General features: G+C 47.2%; 17 protein-coding genes and 1 riboswitch. Of the genes, 12 read left to right on the plus strand and 5 right to left on the minus strand.

The window, feature by feature from the left end; all coding sequences use genetic code 11:
• The 6 genes from mbhE to mnhG all read left to right on the plus strand — a co-directional run.
• The coding region (gene mbhE / locus ACQY6F_RS12180) for a hydrogen gas-evolving membrane-bound hydrogenase subunit E (RefSeq protein ID WP_428774699.1) at nucleotides 1–1,235 on the plus strand (1,235 nt) is incomplete at its 5' end.
• A complete protein-coding gene (locus tag ACQY6F_RS12185) occupies nucleotides 1,235–1,588 on the plus strand; it encodes a Na+/H+ antiporter subunit C (RefSeq protein WP_428774700.1) in 354 nt (117 codons plus the stop codon). The genes mbhE and ACQY6F_RS12185, both read left to right, overlap by 1 nt.
• On the plus strand, nucleotides 1,585–3,081 hold the full coding sequence (locus ACQY6F_RS12190; protein ID WP_428774702.1) for a proton-conducting transporter membrane subunit: 1,497 nt from the start codon (nucleotides 1,585–1,587) through the stop codon (nucleotides 3,079–3,081). The genes ACQY6F_RS12185 and ACQY6F_RS12190 overlap by 4 nt, the downstream gene beginning before the upstream one ends.
• Nucleotides 3,078–3,554 carry a Na+/H+ antiporter subunit E gene (locus ACQY6F_RS12195; protein WP_428774704.1) on the plus strand — a complete coding sequence of 159 codons (477 nt, stop codon included), beginning with the start codon at nucleotides 3,078–3,080 and terminating at the stop codon, nucleotides 3,552–3,554. The genes ACQY6F_RS12190 and ACQY6F_RS12195 overlap by 4 nt, the downstream gene beginning before the upstream one ends.
• Nucleotides 3,547–3,825: a monovalent cation/H+ antiporter complex subunit F gene (locus tag ACQY6F_RS12200; RefSeq protein WP_428774706.1), complete on the plus strand. Its 279-nt coding sequence runs from the start codon at nucleotides 3,547–3,549 to the stop codon at nucleotides 3,823–3,825. Before ACQY6F_RS12195 ends, ACQY6F_RS12200 begins: the two co-directional genes overlap by 8 nt.
• Nucleotides 3,825–4,121 (plus strand): monovalent cation/H(+) antiporter subunit G, encoded by a 297-nt coding sequence (mnhG, locus tag ACQY6F_RS12205; RefSeq protein WP_428774708.1) that lies wholly within the window; start codon nucleotides 3,825–3,827, stop codon nucleotides 4,119–4,121. Before ACQY6F_RS12200 ends, mnhG begins: the two co-directional genes overlap by 1 nt.
• A 279-nt stretch (nucleotides 4,122–4,400) precedes the next feature.
• Here the strand turns inward: mnhG and ACQY6F_RS12210 are convergent, their stop codons facing one another.
• The 4 genes from ACQY6F_RS12210 to ACQY6F_RS12225 form a co-directional block, all read right to left on the minus strand.
• Nucleotides 4,401–5,051 (minus strand): ArsR/SmtB family transcription factor, encoded by a 651-nt coding sequence (locus ACQY6F_RS12210; protein ID WP_428774710.1) that lies wholly within the window; start codon nucleotides 5,049–5,051, stop codon nucleotides 4,401–4,403.
• 59 nt (nucleotides 5,052–5,110) lie between these two features.
• A complete protein-coding gene (locus ACQY6F_RS12215) occupies nucleotides 5,111–5,494 on the minus strand; it encodes an amino acid-binding protein (RefSeq protein ID WP_428774711.1) in 384 nt (127 codons plus the stop codon).
• Between the two features lie 15 nt (nucleotides 5,495–5,509).
• Entirely contained in the window at nucleotides 5,510–5,812 is a 303-nt protein-coding gene (locus tag ACQY6F_RS12220; protein ID WP_428774713.1) for an antibiotic biosynthesis monooxygenase family protein, read from the minus strand.
• 254 nt (nucleotides 5,813–6,066) lie between these two features.
• On the minus strand, nucleotides 6,067–7,548 hold the full coding sequence (locus tag ACQY6F_RS12225) for a carboxypeptidase M32 (RefSeq protein ID WP_428774715.1): 1,482 nt from the start codon (nucleotides 7,546–7,548) through the stop codon (nucleotides 6,067–6,069).
• 133 nt (nucleotides 7,549–7,681) lie between these two features.
• On the opposite strand from ACQY6F_RS12225, the gene ACQY6F_RS12230 reads away from it, so the two are divergent.
• Nucleotides 7,682–8,311, plus strand: a complete 630-nt coding sequence (locus ACQY6F_RS12230) for a LysE family translocator (RefSeq protein ID WP_428774716.1) — start codon at nucleotides 7,682–7,684, stop codon at nucleotides 8,309–8,311.
• A gap of 83 nt (nucleotides 8,312–8,394) precedes the next feature.
• Here ACQY6F_RS12230 and ACQY6F_RS12235 read toward each other — a convergent pair whose 3' ends face one another.
• The gene (locus ACQY6F_RS12235; protein WP_428774718.1) at nucleotides 8,395–9,762 is read right to left on the minus strand and encodes an alanine/glycine:cation symporter family protein; all 1,368 of its coding nucleotides are present in this window, start codon (nucleotides 9,760–9,762) and stop codon (nucleotides 8,395–8,397) included.
• Nucleotides 9,763–9,862: 100 nt separating this feature from the next.
• A riboswitch (glycine riboswitch) is annotated at nucleotides 9,863–9,960 on the minus strand.
• A 350-nt stretch (nucleotides 9,961–10,310) separates the two neighbouring features.
• Here ACQY6F_RS12235 and ACQY6F_RS12240 point away from each other — a divergent pair.
• The 5 genes from ACQY6F_RS12240 (at nucleotide 10,311) to ACQY6F_RS12260 (ending at nucleotide 15,009) form a co-directional block, all read left to right on the plus strand.
• Nucleotides 10,311–10,469, plus strand: a complete 159-nt coding sequence (locus ACQY6F_RS12240; protein ID WP_428774720.1) for a hypothetical protein — start codon at nucleotides 10,311–10,313, stop codon at nucleotides 10,467–10,469.
• Between the two features lie 17 nt (nucleotides 10,470–10,486).
• Nucleotides 10,487–11,221, plus strand: a complete 735-nt coding sequence (locus tag ACQY6F_RS12245; RefSeq protein WP_428774721.1) for a chromosome partitioning protein ParA — start codon at nucleotides 10,487–10,489, stop codon at nucleotides 11,219–11,221.
• Between the two features lie 201 nt (nucleotides 11,222–11,422).
• Entirely contained in the window at nucleotides 11,423–13,222 is a 1,800-nt protein-coding gene (locus tag ACQY6F_RS12250) for a putative bifunctional diguanylate cyclase/phosphodiesterase (RefSeq protein WP_428774723.1), read from the plus strand.
• Nucleotides 13,219–13,794, plus strand: coding sequence for a hypothetical protein (locus ACQY6F_RS12255; protein ID WP_428774724.1), 576 nt, complete (start codon nucleotides 13,219–13,221; stop codon nucleotides 13,792–13,794). Before ACQY6F_RS12250 ends, ACQY6F_RS12255 begins: the two co-directional genes overlap by 4 nt.
• Before the next feature lie 93 nt (nucleotides 13,795–13,887).
• Nucleotides 13,888–15,009 carry a hypothetical protein gene (locus ACQY6F_RS12260; RefSeq protein ID WP_428774725.1) on the plus strand — a complete coding sequence of 374 codons (1,122 nt, stop codon included), beginning with the start codon at nucleotides 13,888–13,890 and terminating at the stop codon, nucleotides 15,007–15,009.
• Nucleotides 15,010–15,131 lie beyond the last annotated feature (122 nt).

Consider the following 15,131-nt stretch of genomic DNA (forward strand, 5'->3'; position numbering starts at 1 on the left):
CTAAATTATGGGAGGGAATAAATCTTCCGTTACTGTTGAGCGTTGCCACCTTGGTATTGGGTTTCGCTGTTTTCTCTTTGTACCCCACTGCGCTGTCAACCTGGCAGAAAATATTTTTCGTTTTACCCAAAGCAGAATGGGTGCTTGATCAGATAATAAGTAGCGTATTGCGTTTTGCCCGTTGGCAAACACAATGGCTGCAGCAAAAACGTTTAAGTCGCTATATTTTGCTGTTTAGCCTGGTTTTGGCCATGGTGCTGATAAGCAACCCATTAGTGATTCCGACAGCACGATTGACTGACTTGGCAACGATCAATTTCTATGAAGTCATTATTGCGTTGTTGCTGGTCGTTGCGGTAGTCATTTGTGCGACTACCATGTATCGCATGTTGGCAGTTGCTGCGCTGAGTATGGTGGGTTTTATGACAACATTGGTCTTCATGTTGTACAGCGCCCCCGATGTTGCAAAGACCTTGATACTGGTCGAAACCCTGATGGTCGTGTTTGTGGTTCTGCTGTTGCGCCATATGCCGAAGTTAAACACGGTGCCTAACCACTCTAAGTGGCGTCGGCTGTTACATGTTGCGATAGCCGGCACTATAGGACTGTCTGTTTCCGCTCTGCTTATCAATAATACTGCACAGCCATTGGACCCGACGTTGGCGGAGTTCTTTGCTAACAATAGTCTCCCGGGCGGACATGGCCGCAATATCGTCAATGTTATTTTGGTGGACTTTCGCGCCATCGATACATTGGGAGAAGTGGTGGTGGTTGTAATTGCGGGTATTGCAGCCATCAGCTTGCTCAAAACCAATCATGGCAAGCGTTCTCCTATGCGTTCATTAATCTTTGCCACCACTGCGCAGATTGTTTCTACGTTGATGTTGGTGTTTTCTCTGTATTTGCTGTTGCGTGGGCACAATGAGCCAGGAGGCGGGTTTATCGGCGCACTTATCGCGGTGATAGGCTTTGCTGTGTTGGTGCTGGCCAAATCTCCACAGTATGTGCGAGATCGTTTGTACTATTCGCCTTTAGTCATTGCATTGTTCGGTATCTTGCTCAGTTTAAGTGCAGGCCTGCTGAGCCTTGCTTTCAATTTGCCTTTCTTGACGGGCTTGTGGTGGAAAGAGGTACTTCCGCTGGGTACGCCACTGCTGTTTGATGTCGGTATTTATTTCGCGGTTATCGGTGGCGTAATGGGAATACTCTTACATGTGAATGAGGTGCTCGACTGATGGAAACGTTGTGGAGCTTGGTCGTTGGTGTATTTGTTTCTGCGGGTATATACCTTCTGCTCGAACGACATGTATTGCGGATATTATTCGGGCTGATTCTATTGAGTAGCGCGGTAAATCTAGCCATTATTACCTCTGGACGATTAACCCCAGGACTGCCTCCTCTTATCGATTCAAACACTAGGCTGCCTCCGGATGGCTTCGCCAATCCACTTCCTCACGCGTTGATACTGACAGCCATCGTAATCGGCTTTGGTTTGTTGGTTTTTGCTCTGCTTTTGCTCTATCGCGCTTATTCAGAAACAGGGTCGGCAGACGTTGATGAGATGCGCCGCTCAGAGGAGGAGGAATGACGACGATATGGCTCACCTTACCGATCGTGACTTCACTTCTGACCGCAGTTGCGGTGTTTGGCGCCAAGCGTAAGGTGTATCTAATTGAAAGTATTAGCGGAGCAAGTGCACTTTTTACCCTGGTTGTTGCCGTTTTACTCACCAGTGACGTGATCCAATTTGGCCCACAGGCGGTGGCTTTTGGACAGTGGAACGCCCCTTTTGGCGTTGTATTTGTCGCAGATTTGCTCGCGGTTGCTATGGTGATGGTAACGGCGATTATTGGCGTTATTTGTGTGTTTTATGCAGTTGGGGATCTTCGAGACAAACGTTCTTATGGCACATATCACGCTTTAATTCACGTACTTCTTGCAGGGGTCTATGGCGCATTTCTGACTGGCGATATTTTCAACCTCTATGTCTGGTTTGAGGTTATGCTGATTGCCTCCTTCGGCCTGATGATTTTGGACGCTAACAAAAATCAGATCGATGCATCAGTGAAATATGTGATTTTAAACTTAATGTCAACCTTGTTCTTTTTACTCGCGATAGGGCTGTTATACGGTGCGACCGGAACCCTGAATCTTGCGGATTTGCATACTAAGGCGGCCTTGATTGCACCAGAGACAAAAGTCTTACTGGCTGGATTATTTTTATTTGCTTTCTCGATCAAAGCGGCGTTGTTTCCACTGTTTGCCTGGCTGCCTGCTTCGTACCACACGTTACCCAGCGCCGTGGTAGCCCTGTTTGCAGCGTTACTGACAAAAGTTGGGGTCTACGCACTGATGCGCGTGTTTACGCTCGTTTTTCCTTTGCCCGAGAGTGGTTGGCAGTCGACGTTATTGTGGGTTTCCGGTTTAACTATGTTGACGGGCGTTTTAGGTGCGGCATGCCAATTCGAGATTAAACGAATTCTCTCATTTCATATCATCAGTCAGATTGGCTATATGGTCATGGGACTCGCTATTTACACGCCTCTGGCTATTGCTGGTGGCATCTTTTATATCATCCACCACATTTTGGTGAAGGCTAACCTGTTTTTAATTGGTGGCTTTATTGAGCGCAAATATGGCACCAGCCAGCTTGGTCAGTTAGGCGGTGTCTATAAAGCGATGCCTTGGCTGACATTCTTTTTCTTTGTTACCGCATTTTCACTGGCGGGCTTTCCGCCTCTATCCGGATTCTGGGGTAAATTTTTGGTCATCAAAGCGAGTCTGCAAACAGAGGGCTATTGGCTTGCTGGGACGGCTTTACTGGTAGGTTTGTTGACCGTCTTTTCCATGAGCAAAATCTGGAACGAAGTGTTTTGGAAAAAGGCGGAAAGCGGGACTGAGGCGCCAGAAGTAACTAAGCAAGTTCAGTATTTATACTGCATTCCGATAGCAACATTGACGGCGCTGAGTTTATTGATCGGTTTCGTTGCAGAGCCATTTTATCAGTTTGCTGTACTGGCAGCAGATCAGTTATTGGAACCCAATGCTTATATCCGAGCTGTGTTGAGAGGTAGTCAATGATTTACTTTATTCTTAACCTCTTTCTCGCGCTTGCTTGGATGCTTCTAAGCGGAAGTTATACCAGCCTTAATTTTATGTTTGGTTTTATAGTGGGTTTTTTAGCCCTGAGGCTAAGTTTGCCGTTTAAGCGCAACAGAAGTTACTTTCACGTATTTAGTGCACTTGTGCGGTTAATACTCTACTTCTTTGGGGAGATGATGATCTCTGTCGCGCGGGTGTTTTGGGATGTGGTTACGCCAACACATTTAAGTGACCCGGATATCGTTTACGTGCCACTCGATGCAAAGTCTGATTTAGAAATCACACTGCTCGCCAACATGGTTTCGTTAACTCCCGGCACCTTAAGTTTGGATGTGACGCCTGACAAAAAGTACTTGGTCGTGCATGCCATGTTTGCACCTGAACATGAGAAAGTGATTAGAGGAATCAAAGATGGATTAGAGAAACGGATTTTGGAGGTAACTCGTGGATAGCTTGCTACAGTTAAGTATTTTCTTTGCTTATGGCGGTTTGCTGCTGAGCGTTGTATTGGCATTGGTGCGCTTGGTATTGGGACCGACATTGGCTGACAGAGTCGTCGCACTTGATCTTATCTCGATTGTCACGGTTGGATTTATTGCGGTGTATACACTGGATAGTAGACAACAGTCGCTGTTAGATATTGCGATTACGCTCGGTTTAGTTGCCTTTCTCGGCACTATAGCCTTCGCTCGGCTGATCGCGAAGAGAGTAGGAGAGGAGTGATGGAAATTCTCATAAGTATATTTCTCTGTCTTGGTACTTTATTTATTTTGATCGCCAGTGTGGGGGTTGCTCGTATGCCGGATCTTTACACTCGCATGCACGCCGCCACTAAGGCTGGTACGGTCGGCGTCGCTTCACTGCTTTTGGCTGTCGCGATAGCCATTCCAAATATTACGGTGATTTCACGTACTCTTGGCACTATGTTATTTATTTTCCTCACCGCGCCTGTTGCGGCGCATCTTTTGGGGAAATCAATGAAGCAGATAGGGTATAGGATGTGGCGAAATACTAAGTGAAGAGCCGCTATTGGTATGCAAGAAAATAGGAGTGATCTGCAACGCTTGGCATGCCTGGTTTGACTCAGTTTATGCGAAGTAAATGATTTCGAGCTCGAGGTGACTGCTTCAATGCTGTCACGCCTTTGTCCAAACACTGGTAGCAACTAGGAAGATATCCTTCCCAGTTACCTAAATTGCCTTTGCCCCAAAATATGTTAGTGGTGTTGACTGGAATTTGCGAGGTTCAATACATGCGCTAATGAGTAACCATTTACATGCTATGCTCTCTAAGGACACCTATACATCAATGTCAAAATGCCCATGAAATTCTTTTTTACCTTTATTGGTAATAACAACTTCGCGATATCCGGGGACTCTTTCTATCCAGTTATTATCTTCAAAAAAACTAAGTAGCGATGCTCCTAAGTGACCACCAACGTGGAACTTTCTTTCGCTCCAATCTAAGCATGGACAACATTTTTTCCTTCTAGTTTTCTCATCGATATTGATACCTAACTCTAAAAATTTTTCTTGTCCTTGCTTAGTGATACCTTTGCCATCACTGTCAATCCAGTTATTTTTTAATAGTGAATCATACAGTTGCACAGCTATTTCGCCGGCTAAATGGTCATAACAGGTTCTTGCTTGGAGAAGTTCTTGAGGCACTTTGGAACGAGAGGGACTACTTACTTGGAAAGTAATTCCCATCATTTTTTCGAGTAATACAGCGACGTTCTTACTATAGAGGCGAAAATATCTGTGTCGTCCCTGAGATAAACATATAACAAGATTGGCTTTCAGCAGGCGGGATAGGTGAGAACTAGTAGTTGATGGTGCAACCTCTGCTACAACGCTTAATTCGGTAGCAGTCCAAGCTTTTCCATCCATCAACGCACATAGGATTTTCATCCTAGAGGTGTCCGACATGGCAGCCGCTAAGGCTGCCATGTCGGTTTCCTGACTAAAGTCTATTGATGTTATTGAGGAGATACTTTCTTTGCTCAAGTTTATACAGCCCAGTCCATTGTTGCATTTTCAGCCAAGGTATAGTTATCGGTTACAAGTATCAATCGATTATCATGATCACTGTATTGAACAATAATGTTAACGCCTTTATCTCCTAACGCTTTAGCTATCGCACCAAGCTCACCGGGTTGTTCTTGTTTGAGTTTTCGTATGAGTGGAGAAGTGACCCCCTTTACTTCAAACCCATTCTCAGTAAGGACATCCCTCGCTCTTTCTCCATCTTCGACTAGAAAATGAGCATGGCTGTAATTTTCATAAGCAAAAACTCCACCGCCTTCTAGTCCAATTCCATTCTTTCCAAGGACTTCACCAAATCGCGCTAATTCTCCAGGACTATTTTTTAAAATTATATGTATATCATGCATGTTACTATCTCTATGTTATTGTGAACAATATTCTCGAGTTGAGGTCAGAACGTTGATTTTGTAAAAAGAAAAAATGGTAGATTTTCCTTCATCTTGAGCAAGCTTGTGCTGCACATTTTTCTTCCAATGCTTGATAGCTTCTTCATCTTTCCACCAAGATAGAGATATAAATTTGTCTGGGTTTGTTGTGCTTTGAAAACGCTCGATTGATATAAAACCATCGATATCACTGAGAAGTGGCTTTAATTGTTCCGCCAACTGGAAGTATCTGTCTCTCTTTTCCGCAACAGCCATTGCCTCAAATAATACAGCAATCATTTCTTTACCTATCTATGTCACTTAATTGTTGTAGGTACTATAGCTAATGGGAAAAATGATACTTCGTTGATGACCGAAATATGGTTGTTGTATGCTTGATGTTGAGGATAGAAGGAATTACCCAGTTTTCCATATCTGTGCTAATTCATAGTTCACTAAATTAAGTTGTAGCTCTAAGAAGCTTTTGTCCAAAAAACATCACAGCCCCGCTTGAGTCATTAAAGCGGGGCTGTAATTTAGCTAACCAAAGGCTATTACAAATAACGCTCAGTTAAGTGCTGCTTGAAGAATGCCGGATTCAGTACTTCTCCGGTGGCTTGTTTAACCAGTTCATCGGTGGTGAGCAGGCTGCCTTTATTCCAGATGTTATTGCCTAACCAGTCAAAAATAGGCGAGAGATCACCGCTGCGCATTGCGCTGTCGACATCAACGGTTTGCTTCATCGCTGCCATAAACTGCGCGGCGTACATAGCTCCGAGTGTGTAGGATGGGAAGTAGCCAAAGGCGCCGTCCGTCCAGTGAATATCTTGCATGCAGCCGTTTTTGAAGTTGCCTTCGGTAGACAGGCCGAGGTAGCTACGCATCTTATGATCCCACAGTTCAGGTACGTCCTGATAGGCGATGTTGCCATTGATCAGGTCGCGCTCAATTTCGTAGCGAAGAATCACGTGTGCCGGGTAGGTGAGCTCATCTGCATCCACCCGGATGTAGCCTTTTTCTACTCGAGTGTACAGGGTAGCTAGGTTATCTGCGCTGAACAGGGCAGGATCGGAATCTGCAAAATGGTTGCCTGCCAGTTGTGAAAGATGCTCAATGAATGCGCGGCTGCGGCCTAACTGCATTTCAAAAAACAGCGATTGTGATTCGTGAATACCCATAGAGCGCGCTTCACCAGCCGGAATGCCTGCCAGTGATTTCGGTAAGCCCTGTTCATATCGGGCGTGGCCGGTTTCATGCACTATACCCATCAGTGATTGGACAAACTCATGCTCGTTGTAGCGGGTGGTGATGCGTACATCGCTCGGCACACCGCCGCAAAATGGGTGCATACTTTCATCCAATCGACCGTGGTTAAAGTCAAACTTGAGCAGCTTCATTACGTCCAGGCCAAGCGCTTTCTGTTTGTCACTGGAGAAGTGGCCGGAAGGAGCGATGTAACTGTCGCTACGTTGATGGTCGATAACCTGATCGATCAGTTGTGGTAACCAGGTTTTCACATCGCTGAAGATTGAGTCCAGCCCATCAGAACGGGTGCCCGGTTCGTAAATGTCCAGCATGGCGTCATAGCGGGAAAGCCCGGTGGCTTCGGCGCGGATTTGCGCTTCTTGCTGTGACAAATTAACCACTTCTGCCCAGTTGGCGGCAAAACCGGCCCAGTCATTATCGCCACGTTGGGTGCGCCAGGCGTGTTCACACTTAGATCCAGCCAGAGATTTGGCCTGAACCAGATCTTCCGGCAGCACGTTGGCCAGCTGCCAGCTGCGCTTCATTTCGCGCAGGCTTGCCGTTTGCTCGGGATTTAAACTTTCTGTTTCTGCTTCGGCAAACCAGTCGGCAAGTTGAGGCTGGGTATACAGACCATGGATGTGAACGGAGAGTTCAGCCATCGCTTCTGAGCGTGCCTGACTGCCACCAGCAGGCATAACGGCAGCCTGATCCCAGCCACAAATGGCAGATAGATGGTTGAAACGAGAAATCTTTTGAAAATGATTAATCAGATTTTGGTACTGTTCCATGTATGGCACCTTGTGGTTATTTTCCGGCTAAGGTATCACTGTCTGCCCGTCTGGCAAAGGTGAATAATCGTAGCTTTTCAATGACAAACCGGTTAACTTGTCGGGAAAGATAACCATAGGACGGATAAAGCTCTTGATCCAGAACTTTGAAGCGTTTGTCATCGCAATAACCATTCTAACCCTAACTCCAGGACTGGATACGGCACTGGTAATTCGTAACACCTCAAGAGGTGGCTTTACTGACGGAGCCATTACCAGCTTAGGGATTTGTTCTGGCTTATATGTTCATGCGTTGATGTCGGCGGTTGGGATATCTGCACTATTGGCCCAATCTGCGGAACTGTTTAACCTGGTTAAAATGGTTGGCGCTGGCTACCTTATTTATCTGGGTTTTAGCAGCCTAAGAGCCACTATGCAGGGTAATGCTCCGATGGCGATACATACCGGGCCGCACAGCCAGTTAAATGTCCGTCGCTCGTTGCGCGAAGGGGTGCTATCAAACGTACTTAACCCAAAAACGGCGGTGTTTTATCTGGCCTTTCTGCCTCAGTTTATTGATCCGCAGGGCTCTCCGCTATTGCAGTCTATGTTGATGGCGTCCATTCACTTTCTGATCGCTATGGTTTGGCAGTGTGGTCTGGCAGGGGCTCTGAATAAGGCCAAGTCGCTATTGAAAAGTTCTCGGTTTATGCGCTGGATGGAAGCGACGACCGGGCTGGTGCTGGTAATACTTGGGGTAAAACTGCTGCTCGAAGATGCCTGAGTAATCGTAAGCTCATCTCTATATAAGAAAAGCGCCATTTCGGCGCTTTTCTTTTTCTCTATTGCCAGTTCTTTTGCGAACAATCAAATCGCCGGTTGCGATGCTTTCGCTGGCAGCGCGCGAAAGTAGCTGCGGGTTTCTTCAATGATAACCTGGCGCAGGGCAATCAGGCCGATCAGGTTTGGTATTGCCATCAGACCGTTGACGATGTCGGCGATTATCCAGATCATATCCAGTTGCAAGAACGCACCGGACGCCACCAGAGCAAGGAACACCAGTTTATATGGTAGTACCGCGCGGGTACCCATCAGAAATACCACGCAGCGTTCGCCATAGTAGTTCCAACCAAGAATGGTAGTAAAAGCAAAGAACATCAGGCCGATGGAAACTACCAATGGTCCCAGGGTTTCAGCACCTGAACCGACCGCAAAAGCATGGGTCGTCATGGCTGCACCTGCCAGGTCAGATTGCCAGGCTCCAGTCATGATCAGAGCCAAACCTGTCATGGTACAAATAATGATGGTATCGAAGAAGGTGCCGGTCATGGAGATCAAGCCCTGTCTTACGCAGGAATCGGTTTTCGCCGCCGCCGCCGCAATAGGGGCGCTGCCGAGGCCGGACTCGTTGGAAAATACACCACGGGCAATACCAGACTGAATAGCGAGCATAATACCGGCACCAAGGAACCCGCCGGTCGCGGCTGTTGAAGTGAATGCCGAGGCCAATACCAGCTGCACAGCTTCAAACAGCTGATCGATGTTAAACAGGATCACCCACAGGCAGGCCACCACATAGAACAGCGCCATGGCAGGCACCACTCGACCGGCCACTTTAGCAATAGACTGAATACCGCCCAAAGTGACAAAAGCGACCAACAGCGTGAGCAGCGATGCCGCCAATCCGCGTGGCACGCCAAACGAGATCTCGCTGGCATCCAGTATCGCGTTCACTTGGGGGAAAGTACCGATCCCAAAACAGGCCACCCCCAGGGCAAATACCGCGAACAGAGTGGCCAGCGTTTTAGAGCCAACGCCATAGCGCAGATAGTACATAGGGCCACCAACCATTTGGCCGTTGCTGTCCTGGCGGCGGTATTTGACTGCCAGCAGGCACTCAGCGTATTTGGTTGCCATGCCAAACAGTGCGGCCAGCCACATCCAGAACAGGGCACCCGGCCCGCCGAGTTTAATCGCAGTGGCGACACCGACGATATTGCCGGTCCCAATGGTGGCGGAAAGGGCAGTACAGAGCGCAGCGAAACTGGACACGTCGCCCGGTTTTGCCTGAGCGTCTTTAGTAAATACCAGCTTAAGTGCCGTAGGTAGGTGGCGGAACTGTAAAAGGCCTAAACGAAAAGTGAAGTAAATACCCGTACCTACCAGCAGGATCAAAAGCGGTGGACCCCAAATAAACTGGTCTATGGTGTGCAGTACGGCGGTTAGGTTATTCATGATTTCCCCTTAATGAATACAACTTATAAGGAGAAGAGAGGAAAGGGCTGTCAGACAAAGGACAGCGTTGCGGGCAGATCTGCCGCAATATATGATCGCTTTCCACTCCTCTGTCCTTTTGCCTGAGAGTTTCACTCTGCGGGTGCAGAGCTTGCTCCTTCGGCGACCGATTAAACGGTTCTCTCCAGAGGTTCCTCCAACTACAGTCCTCGCTTTGTTCCCAAATAGGGCTCTGACTTAATAAATCAGAATAAAGCACCTGAAAGATTTACTTCTTCGGCGGGTTAATCTAACCAAATGTTAATGTTTGGTTAATAACCTCTCTCCTGCAGTCTTCATCGGAACAATTGCCTTGGTTGGGCAATGTGCAGCGGCGATACTAGCTAAAACTTGGCTGCATGTCACTATACAAAATGTCGTTTGGATAAATATTCGGCAAAGTCTTCGGCAAAACTACCGACTTTTAACTCAAGCGGTCGGATAAATAGTATAGAATGAGGGTAAATCTTTATTTTAATTGGGGTTGGTAACTCAATTCGGGAGCCACTATGACCAGACTGTTTACTATCGGGCTATTAATTGCCATTGCATTTATTCTTATCCGCTACCGAACGAATGAGACACTGCAAAAATGGGTCGTGATAGTGCTGCTGTCCGGGTTCCTGCTTTATGTTGCCACCTTAATGACCACTGAGTTGATACGCTAGCCAGCGGGAGCCACAGAGTGAAACAACAGAACGAAACTCACGATGACGACGATGTCGTGGTTATCGAAGAGCGTGACAAGCGAAGCTATCTCTATATCGCCATTGCTGCAGTGTTGGGTTTAGCCTTAGGTGGCTTAATAGGCGCCGCGGTCTCCGGCAGTAAATGGGAGCAAACTTACCAGCAGTTGGAACAACAATACCAGCGGGAGCTGGACTCAAAGCAGCAGTTAGTGGTTGAAGTTGAGAAAAAAGTAGCGATGGTGGATGATCAGGTAGAAGAAAAACTGCGCCAGGCGCTGGAGCAAGAAAAACAGCAGCATCAGCAGCAGTTAGACAAACTAAACACGCAATTGGCCACGTTGAAAAAGCAGAATCAGCAGTTACAGGGTCAGGTGACTGAGCAACAGTCCCAGCTGAGCCAGGCAGATGAACAGAACACAAAACTCAACCGTCAGGCCGATATGCAAGCGGTGATGCTGGAGCGCTCGCGCGAACTGTTCCAGCGCGAAATGGCCATTAAACAGGATCTGGCAGCACTGCAAAAAGAGCGTGAGCAACTGGTGCCGAAACTTAAGTCATTGAAGAAAGATTGCGACCTGTATCTGGAAGGCACGTCCTGGGATGTTAAATCGGATGCCTGTGATAAACAGGATGAAGCCAATTCACGTTTAAGCCAGATCGATCAGATGATTCAAGTGCATCAAATGGATTTAGAGCAGATCAAACGGTTAGCCGAAGAGATGGGTATCTGATTTTTTTGTATTAATTTCGTCAATTCATTGTCAAATTGGAAGCAGCCGTGTGGCTGCTTCCAATTTATTTGTCTATTCAATATAAAACGCCACAAAACATCGAGCAGGTTGCATATACTAAAAATTGTGCAAACTATCACTAGCGTTAACGCATGATTGCTCTTGTAGACAATCCTGCTAGTGCATAAAAGTGAGGGGTAGATGGAGACTAGCCGTCGTTTTGACAGGATGTTATCTCATTCAAACGGATTAATTACTGCCGCGTTTGTCCTGGCGGTAGCGGCTATCAGTTACTCTCTAATCACCCAACACCCTGTCTCTCGCTGGCTGTATCTCGGATTCCCTGTTGCCATACTTGTGGCATTTCTTCACCGACGCCGAAAAACTAAACTCGCCTTTGCTGTGTTGTCGCTTGGGATCATCCTGCTGGGAAGTGTGATTGAGCCACTGGAGCGGGAGGCCATTGAACAAGTCCTGTTGTTACTGCCGCTCTGTTTTCTGGTGATTATGCCGGGAAGCTTCTGGCCGATTCTGGCCGCTATCGTTCTCATCGCCTGCTATTTGCCCGCCGTCCAACCAGGCCAGTTCGACAGCTTTGCCGAAGACGCATTTGAACTGCTGCTGATCAGTGTGTTTGCCTCTGTCATGGCTTATTTTCAGAAGAAGGCTCGCCGCGAAGCTCTGTTGTACAAACGAGCCAGCCATACCGATCACCTGACAGGGCTGAGGAACAGTAAGGCGTTTTTTGAAGATATCGGTGCCATCAAACCTAAAGTGACCTCAGGACGGGACTATGCGGTGATTCAAATGGCCATTACTAATTTTCGTAATGCCAATGATGCACTAGGCTACCGCTGCGGTGATCAGTTACTGGTGTTATTCAGCCAGCAGATTAAAAACCTCATCGGCAAGCGTGGCCGGTTTTACCGCCTGAGTGGTGATGAATTTATTGTGCTGATGAGCGCCGAGCAAGATCTTACTGAAAGTGTGAATACCCTGGTGGATATTTTTCGCTTTCGCTATCACTGCGTCTATCAGATAGAAGACACCAGCCATGAACTGACTTTCAACGCAGGGATCGCTTTATTAAGTGATGCCGGTTGGAACATCAGCTTGTGGGGTAAGAATGTAGATGTGGCAGTGGATAAAGCTCGCGAGAAGAAGGGACGCATTAACTTTCAGTGGTTTGATCAACAACTGGCGCAAGAGACCATCCGCAATAACCAGATTGCCGTTGATTTAAAACAGGCGGTAAAACAGAACCAGCTGGCTGTAGTGTATCAACCTAAAGTGTGTGTCAAAACCAATCAACTTGTCGGCGCGGAGGCGTTGCTGCGCTGGAACCATCCCTCATTGGGGAAGATATCGCCTAGCGAATTCGTTCCCATTGCCGAGCGAACGGCACAGATCATTCCTATTGGTCAGTGGGTATTAGAGCAGGTGTGCATGCAAGGTATGCGATGGCTTCGTGCTGGCCGGCCAGTTTGTATTTCCGTGAACGTGTCGCCAGTGCAATTTTCCCACGATGAAGTGTTACCCCTGGTTGAACGTTGTCTGGCGACCAGCGGCTTGCCTGGTCACTACCTGCAGCTGGAAATCACCGAGACAACCTTGATGAACGAACCGGAAATGGTCGCCTTCACCTGCGCAAAACTGCGTATGCTGGGGGTGTCCATTGCCATCGATGATTTTGGTATCGCCTATTCATCGTTGAATTATTTGAAAAGGTTGCCCGTAGATGTACTCAAAATTGATAAATTCTTTGTCGATGAGTGTGTCGAACAAAAAATTGACCGAATGTTAATAAAGACAATCATTCAGATGGGGCATAATCTAGATAAAACCGTTGTGGCTGAAGGAGTTGAAAAAGCCGCGCAGTTAACTCTGTTGTCTGAACAGGGATGTGACGTTTACCAGGGTTACCTCTATTCAAAACCGCTTGAGCCCGATCTATTTGAACAACTGCTCAACAATAAAACAGCAAAAACGAGGAAAGCATGAAAAAAACACTAACCGCATTGGCTATCCTGGCAGCATTCTCATTACCTGCCACCGCCGCTAAACCAGAATGGGCAGGAAATGGCAAACCCGATCCTGCACAAATCACCAACGCAGAACAAGCTGACAAAGCAATGGGGCAGATGGAGAATCGTCGCCAGCAACTGGATGAATTGATTGCCGAGAACAAAAACAAGCAAAAACAGGCGAAAGGAAAGCAGAAACGTCAGCTGGAAGAAGAGCTTGAAGAGCTGGAAGAAGAGAAGCAAGAGCTTAAAGAGCTGGAAGGCAAAGTAAAAGATAAACAGCGTAAGCTGAAAGATTCCGAGTCAGATAAAAAAGACAACAAAGATAAGAAAGACAAGAAAGCCAAGAACGGCAATAAGTCAGACGATGATATGGACTCTGACGACATGAAAGACGACGATGACCGCGCCGAAGGCAAAGGTGCCGGAATGGAAAAACAGGCCAACAAAAAAGCTGACCAGGAACGTAAAGAAATGGGCAAAGGTTCTGAGCAAGGGCAGGAAATGCGCGAAGAACACAGCAAAAAATGGTGGAAATTCTGGGAATAAACTCAGTTGGCGCCAGTGGAGACACTGGCGCTCTGCTTTGGCTTTCGGTAAATTGCTAGCGATATCTGGCTCAATTATCCGAGGGAAGTCGCCATGTCGTTAGAAACCGAACGCCAGCAACGCCAACTGGCTTTTGTCGCAAGTGGCCAGGCGCTGCAAGTTGGCGACCTGGAAGGCCTGGGTATCAGCCTACCGGAGTTGAAAACAACCTGCCATGACAGCGACTACGTTGTCACCAGTTTCAACCAGGGTTTGACCGCGACGGTCTTTAAACTCAAGCTGGCAGGCCAGCACTGGACACTCAAACTCAAGCGGCCTGAAAGCCTGGTCAAAAATGTCGATGGCGAGACCTCGTTTCTCAACGAAGTGCAGAGGCGCTGTGATTTTACCCGTCTGAAAGCCGCCAGTCCTGAGCGGTTCACCCATGTTGTTGACACACAATTTGCCTCGTTTCTGGATGGGGTGATTTTATCCCCGTGGATTGAAGGTCATCCGATTGACCCCGTCAATGAAGCCATGTTTAGCCAGCTATTTCAGACTCTGACCAATATTGAATTGGCCGGACTGTTTGAGTGGGACCTCTGTCCGGGAAATCTGCTGGCAACGCCGCAGGGAGAGGTCAAGCTGTTTGATTTTGGCTACATGTACGAATTTGACCCTCTGACGCAATTTAACAGTAATGGTCTGGACACGCCGCTTTTCCACGCCATCGAGCGTTTCGAAACCCGCTTCTTTTTCGGCTATCTGCTCAAAGCGCAGCAGCACCTCACCCCATCGGAGATCAAACAGCTGTTCAAGATGGAAAAAAGCTGCGCCCTAGTGGCGTATCAGAATAAATATCAGCAGTTGCAACAGCTGGATGCGGATAAACTCATTCTGGATGGACTGGATAAATTAGTCACGAGTTGGCAAAGCGCGTTACAGAGTCACGTCGAGCTGGATAATCTCTATTTGCTGGAAAGTTTCCGCTCCAATCTATTGGATGCGTTGGATGATGTACACGGTAAGTCGTGCAATCCCGCTACCATTTGCAAAGTCGATTATGTGCTGGACATGGTAAAAAACCATTTCCCGCTACTCAGTCAGCGAGAAGGATTGTTCTTCGGCGACGAAAAATTAAACCAGAAACAGTTAATCGAAAAATATCAAAATCTTAGATCGGATTCATTACGCTATCAGTTGGCGCTGGATTTGACTGTCACTAACTCACCCTGATTGACCGCATGTGTACATTGTAAAAAAACTACTGTTAACATTCGTGTAACGTATAATTTACAATGAAATTTTGCATTTTAATCCCTTTAAAACAATAGCTTATTTCGAATTGTCCGTTTTGT

This window comes from Vibrio sp. (genome assembly GCF_050299255.1).
In the GTDB taxonomy this organism is placed as follows: domain Bacteria; phylum Pseudomonadota; class Gammaproteobacteria; order Enterobacterales; family Vibrionaceae; genus Vibrio.